This window comes from Chitinimonas sp. BJB300 (genome assembly GCF_002735695.1).
Taxonomy (GTDB): domain Bacteria; phylum Pseudomonadota; class Gammaproteobacteria; order Burkholderiales; family Chitinimonadaceae; genus Chitinimonas.
The window spans coordinates 1-5,030 of the sequence record NZ_PDZH01000195.1 but is presented as its reverse complement, the minus strand read 5'-3'; the positions used below and the strand labels follow the sequence as shown (position 1 = coordinate 5,030).

Here is a 5,030-nt window from a genome sequence, read left to right as displayed (position 1 = left end):
CCTTAGAAGAAGTCAGCGATGGCAATAGCAACGTCAGTGCGCTCATTAAACGCATTGATGCCGATTTGCTGGCCAACACCCAACCTTTCCCCCAAGCGAGCTAAGCCATGCAATTCCGCTCCCGCCCACTCCTGCTGGCGCTGGCCGCCGCGTGCGTCGTATTGACGCCGGCCACCGCCACCACGATTTACAGCAAAAATTACGAGTACGACAAACTGGGTCGCCTGCAAAAGGAATCACTCCCCGATGGCGGCTGGGTCAGCTACGGCTATGACCCCAATGGCAACCGTACCGAAGCCCGCGACAACCTTGGCCGGGTCACGACCTATACCTATGACGGGCATAACCGCCTGAGCAGTGTGACCGATCCTGCGCGCGGTGTGACCCGTTTTGGCTATGACAGCCTGGACAACATCACCAGCGTCACCGACCCACGCGGCCTAGTCACCAGCTACCAGCACGATGCCTTGGGCAATGTGCTGCAAATTACCAGCCCCGATACAGGTATCACCAAATTCACCCGCAATGGTGTGGGCCAGGTGCTTACCCATACCGATGCCAAGAACCAACTCACCCAGTATGAGTACACACCGGGCGGCCAGCTAAACAAGGTCACCTTCGCCGATGGCAAGGTACAAACCTATGCCTATGGGGCCAATGGCGTTCCTGGTGCGGGCATGGTCACCGAAGCAACCGACCCTAGCGGCAAGATCGTCTACACCTATGGCCCGCTCAGCCGCGTCGCCACCGAAAAGCGCTCGATCTGGAACAAGGACTATACGACTGGCTACGGCTATGACGCCCAAGGGCGCTTCAACAAGCTGACCTACCCGAGTGGCCGCGTGGTTACTTATTCCTACAACGATGTGGGCCAAGTCAGCAAGATCACGACCCAGCAAGGCACCGAGCCTGAGAAGATCGTTATCCAAAACCTCGCCTACCGGCCTTTCGGTGCGGCAAAGTCCTGGACCTGGGGCAATGGCGAAGTTCGTACCACTGAATACAACAATGTGAACCAGATCACCAGCTACAGCATGGGTGATAGCACGGTCACGTTGACGCATGACACCGCAGGCCGCATCACTGGCCAAAGCATCAGTGGCGGTTGGTGGGAGCGTATGTTGCAGCGACTGGGCTTACCAATCGGGCAACGTGCCAGCTATGCCTATGACAATCTCGATCGCCTGACCGAATGGAAAGACGGCCGCAGCATCCTACGTAGAGGGTTTGCCTTCGAACCCAGCGAAGGCTATGGCTACGACGCCAACGGCAACCGCATTTCACGCCGTAGCGACGACATGGTGTTCAAGCAGGATATTGAAGCCGGCAGCAATCGGCTTAAAGCTGCGTCCTTACCGGATGGTGCCAACCCTGTTTTCCAATACGACGCCAACGGCAGCCGTATCAGTGGCGGCAACAACTACACCTATGATGTCCGCGGCCGGCTAGTTGAAGCGTCGGGCGCACAGTTCACCCTGAATGGCTTGGGCGAACGGGTAGCCAAGACTTACCAAGGCACCACCACGGTATTTCATTACGACCAAGGCGGCCGGCTGATTGCCGAGTCGAACCAACTCGGTGTCACGAAGCGGGAATACATTTATCTGGGCGACACCCCCGTAGCCTTGGTCGACAACGGCATGGACATCCGTAACATCCATTCCGATCACCTTGGCACGCCACGACTGGTCACGGACGCCACCAAGCACGCTATCTGGTCCTGGCAGTTGGGCGAGCCGTTTGGCGCTACCGATGCAGAGGAAGACCCGGAAGGCACTGGTGCCAAGTACACCTTCAACCTGCGCTTCTCTGGTCAGTACTTCGACAAGGAAACCGGCCACCACTACAACTACTACCGCAATTACGACCGCAAGAATGGCCGGTATCTGGAATCTGACCCGATTGGCTTGGCCGCAGGGGTCAATACTTATGCCTATGTGGATGGTAATCCACTTTCTTACGTAGATCCTGATGGTCTACTAAAGGTAAATATGTTTGGGCCAAATGATGACCCAGTGTTTCACAAAAGAGTCAGCGAATACCAGGATAGTCCAGGAGAGTGCTTGGTATATGCACACTCAAACCCTAATGCTGTTGTTGATAGCAGAGGAGGAGCATCAAAATATTTAGGTGCAGATGACCTTACCAAAGCGCTAAAAGCAGCGGGATGTAAACCCGAAATGCCTGTAACCCTATATGCATGCAGATCAGGCCAAGGTAATGACTCAATCGGGGAAAAACTGTCTAAAAACTTCTCAAGTGTCACCGCGCCTACGCGCCAAGTTTGGTACAACCAACTTCCAAAGAGTAAGGGACCAACTTGGGTTTATGGGAAGAATCCCGATAAATCTATGAACCGGAATGACCCTGGAACAATGAGGAAATTCCCATGAATTTAAAAGAAAGACCGGCCACAATTTTCTTAGCTACAACCTTGCTAATGATTAATATGTCTGGTTGCGAGAAACCGAATAATGCCGCTTCAGTAGAAGCGCCTGCTCCCTCTCCAAGTAATGACTATGCTCTTAGCCCAGAGGAGTTGAAATCAGTCACTTTTCTTGCAGAAAATGGAGATGTTGGTGCAATGAAGAAACTGGCAGACTTCTATAGCATCTTTAACGAAGATGATGAAAAAGGGCTATATTGGCTAGAGCGAGCAGGTGATGCTGGTGACGTAAATGCTAGACAATTCTTATTGGGTCATTACGCTGCAAGTAAACAACCAGAGAAAAGAAAATACGGAGGAGAACTCAAAAAGCGCTGGATACAGTAGTAGTTGACTCTTACTTTCGTTAGGTATATTAATATCTGACGTTATATCAAGCATCTATTACATGTAACATTAAAAAGAGCCGGCTCGGAATCATCCGACCCGGTTTTTTTCATTCACGAGCTGGCAATCCAGCCAATAACTTCAAAACTCGAAGCCATCCTCACAGCGCACTTGTCCCAATCGGTCCAGCCATCAGGTAGGCCGGCATCGGCACAGTGATCAAAATAACCGGCATCGTAGGGCCCATTAAGAGGTTGACTATTCGATTGCTCCCCGCTCCCATAGTGCCCGCTGACAACCCAAAGGAGACAGTCACCGCATAGTCAAATCAGCCCTGATCCCCTTTCGGCAAACGCAACGAAAATCGAAAACTTCAAGCAGGTACATCAACCTGATCTAAACAACTCCGCCAATCTTATCAACCGATACCCTATCGGATTTCAATAGGCGGCTAAAGTTTTAATACCAGTGACTCAATTGTTTCTTTGCATTTATCACGCTGCTCCTTTGCAACCTGTATCTTCTCTCCATACACTTCATAGGTGTTTTTTTCCATTTTACTAAGTGGCAGTCCTTGGTTTGCTGCGACCACTCCAGCGCTATTGAAGTCCCTTAGTTCGACACTATATTCCCTCTCGAAGTCCTGTACATTATTTATTGCTACTTTTACAGCTTCAAATTTATCAGGATTGTTTTTGAACTCTGCATACATTCTTTCAATAGCTTCACTAGAAAGAGCCTTAAAGGCATGCGCAGCACCTTTTTTTTGCGTGAATCTATTGCCGAGCAAAAACGCAATTTTAGGCAAGTCAAGTTCATGGCTTTTCGCTTTGGATGCGAAAGTGTATTTACCGTAAACAGGGTGACTTACTGATGTGCCCCAAATTAGGTTAAACAAACCAGTAATTGCAAAAATAGAAGAGTCATCCGCATTTATTGGGACAAGTAATTTATCACCACCGACTATTGCCAATTGAGTATAAATTGCAAAGCTTGGATTTGTATCAATAAAGTATGTACAAGGCCTTGCCGAGTTAATTCTTTTTTTTGTTAAATTTCTGACTATAGAATGGATTTTTATCCATGGATTATCTACGGCTGATAATGGAGTTGCCTCAGCTCGTTCAGATAGTAGGGGCGCAATGAGCTCAAGATTACCATCGCCAGAAATAAGGTATAAATTATCGCTAACATTTTTATTTATATCACTTAATTTAGTGATAAATTTATTTACATCAGCATCTCCCTTGAGTGTGGCCTCAGTGATATAGCCAACGATGCTTTGTGGTTCATCTTTCGATATCAATTCCTGAAGTTTCGTTTCGCTCGATTTCCCTCCCCCCATCAGCATCGATGATGAATTTGCCTGGGGACACATATCTACAACAATTACATCTTTATCTAAATTTTTTTCTGCATAAACTGATGCCACATGAAAAGTGATAGTGCTTTTACCGACACCACCTTTGTTGTTCCACATCACATAACTTTTATTTTCTTTCATTATTGTATCCTTTTTTATGGTGGCGGTTTAATCGACCCAATTCGACAACATAACGTAATGTATACCGCAAAACCTATGGGTTAAAAAAATCGTTTCGGTATGCATTTGACATGAGAATGGCGACCATTGTAGTTGATTATTGAATGACTGCTACTGGCTGTTAACTGCCCTTGAGATTTGATTTTCCTCTCAATCAGTACAACCCAATGCTCCTCGTCGCCTTAGCCTCCACCAGACAGGTTGATCTTCTTCTTTCACTTCATGCTCCCAGGCTCCAAGTTCGGGGATTTCTAAGAGTAGTGCGAGACGACCATGCTGACCGAGATCAAGCACCGCATAGCTTTTCTCTGGCTGGTAGCGGCGGTGCCCAATACGGTCATTGAGTGCTTGCCCGCTTGTAAGTTGGATTTCCATTTCGGCGGTTGGTCGCCACCCTTCACCCGTGTTGACACTTACACAGGCGGAAGTGTGTTCTTCCGGGATGGTGACCATTGCAGCCGCAATCAGCCATGACGAGATCACGACTAGCCTCCTTTTAGTACACCACTGGGGTCAATTTGCTTCTACTTGGGGTTTGAAGTCCAACGAAACGAAAACATCCGCTAAGGCATGCTTTAAGTTAATAGCTGATGTTACGCAGTAGCTGCGAGAAGCAGCTGTAACTGATCATAAGCCGCGCGGGAGGCGTTGATCAGTAACTTGCGGCAAAGTGCGAATGGGTTCTTCTGCGTCTTGATGCTCAGGCATTCAAGT

Annotated in this window: 4 protein-coding genes; 2 read left to right on the top strand and 2 right to left on the bottom strand. The window is 48.6% G+C overall.

The annotated features are described in order from the left end of the window. Nucleotides 1–107: 107 nt before the first annotated feature. On the top strand, nt 108–2,393 hold the full coding sequence (locus CSQ89_RS19835; RefSeq protein WP_099407756.1) for an RHS repeat domain-containing protein: 2,286 nt from the start codon (nt 108–110) through the stop codon (nt 2,391–2,393). Then, entirely contained in the window at nt 2,390–2,773 is a 384-nt protein-coding gene (locus CSQ89_RS19830; protein ID WP_099407755.1) for a hypothetical protein, read from the top strand. Before CSQ89_RS19835 ends, CSQ89_RS19830 begins: the two co-directional genes overlap by 4 nt. 451 nt (nt 2,774–3,224) lie before the next feature. Here the strand turns inward: CSQ89_RS19830 and CSQ89_RS19825 are convergent, their stop codons facing one another. After that, a complete protein-coding gene (locus CSQ89_RS19825; protein WP_099407754.1) occupies nt 3,225–4,277 on the bottom strand; it encodes a ParA family protein in 1,053 nt (350 codons plus the stop codon). 189 nt (nt 4,278–4,466) lie between these two features. Continuing rightward, nucleotides 4,467–4,799, bottom strand: a complete 333-nt coding sequence (locus tag CSQ89_RS22265) for a hypothetical protein (protein ID WP_139023119.1) — start codon at nt 4,797–4,799, stop codon at nt 4,467–4,469. Between the last annotated feature and the right edge of the window lie 231 nt (nt 4,800–5,030).

What these genes read in the sequence shown, in the direction of transcription:
- CSQ89_RS19835 (WP_099407756.1), top strand. Translation starts at nt 108, where the DNA reads ATGCAATTCCGCTCCCGCCCACTCCTGCTGGCGCTGGCCGCCGCGTGC.
- CSQ89_RS19830 (WP_099407755.1), top strand. Translation starts at nt 2,390, where the DNA reads ATGAATTTAAAAGAAAGACCGGCCACAATTTTCTTAGCTACAACCTTG.
- CSQ89_RS19825 (WP_099407754.1), bottom strand. Translation starts at nt 4,277, where the DNA reads ATGAAAGAAAATAAAAGTTATGTGATGTGGAACAACAAAGGTGGTGTC.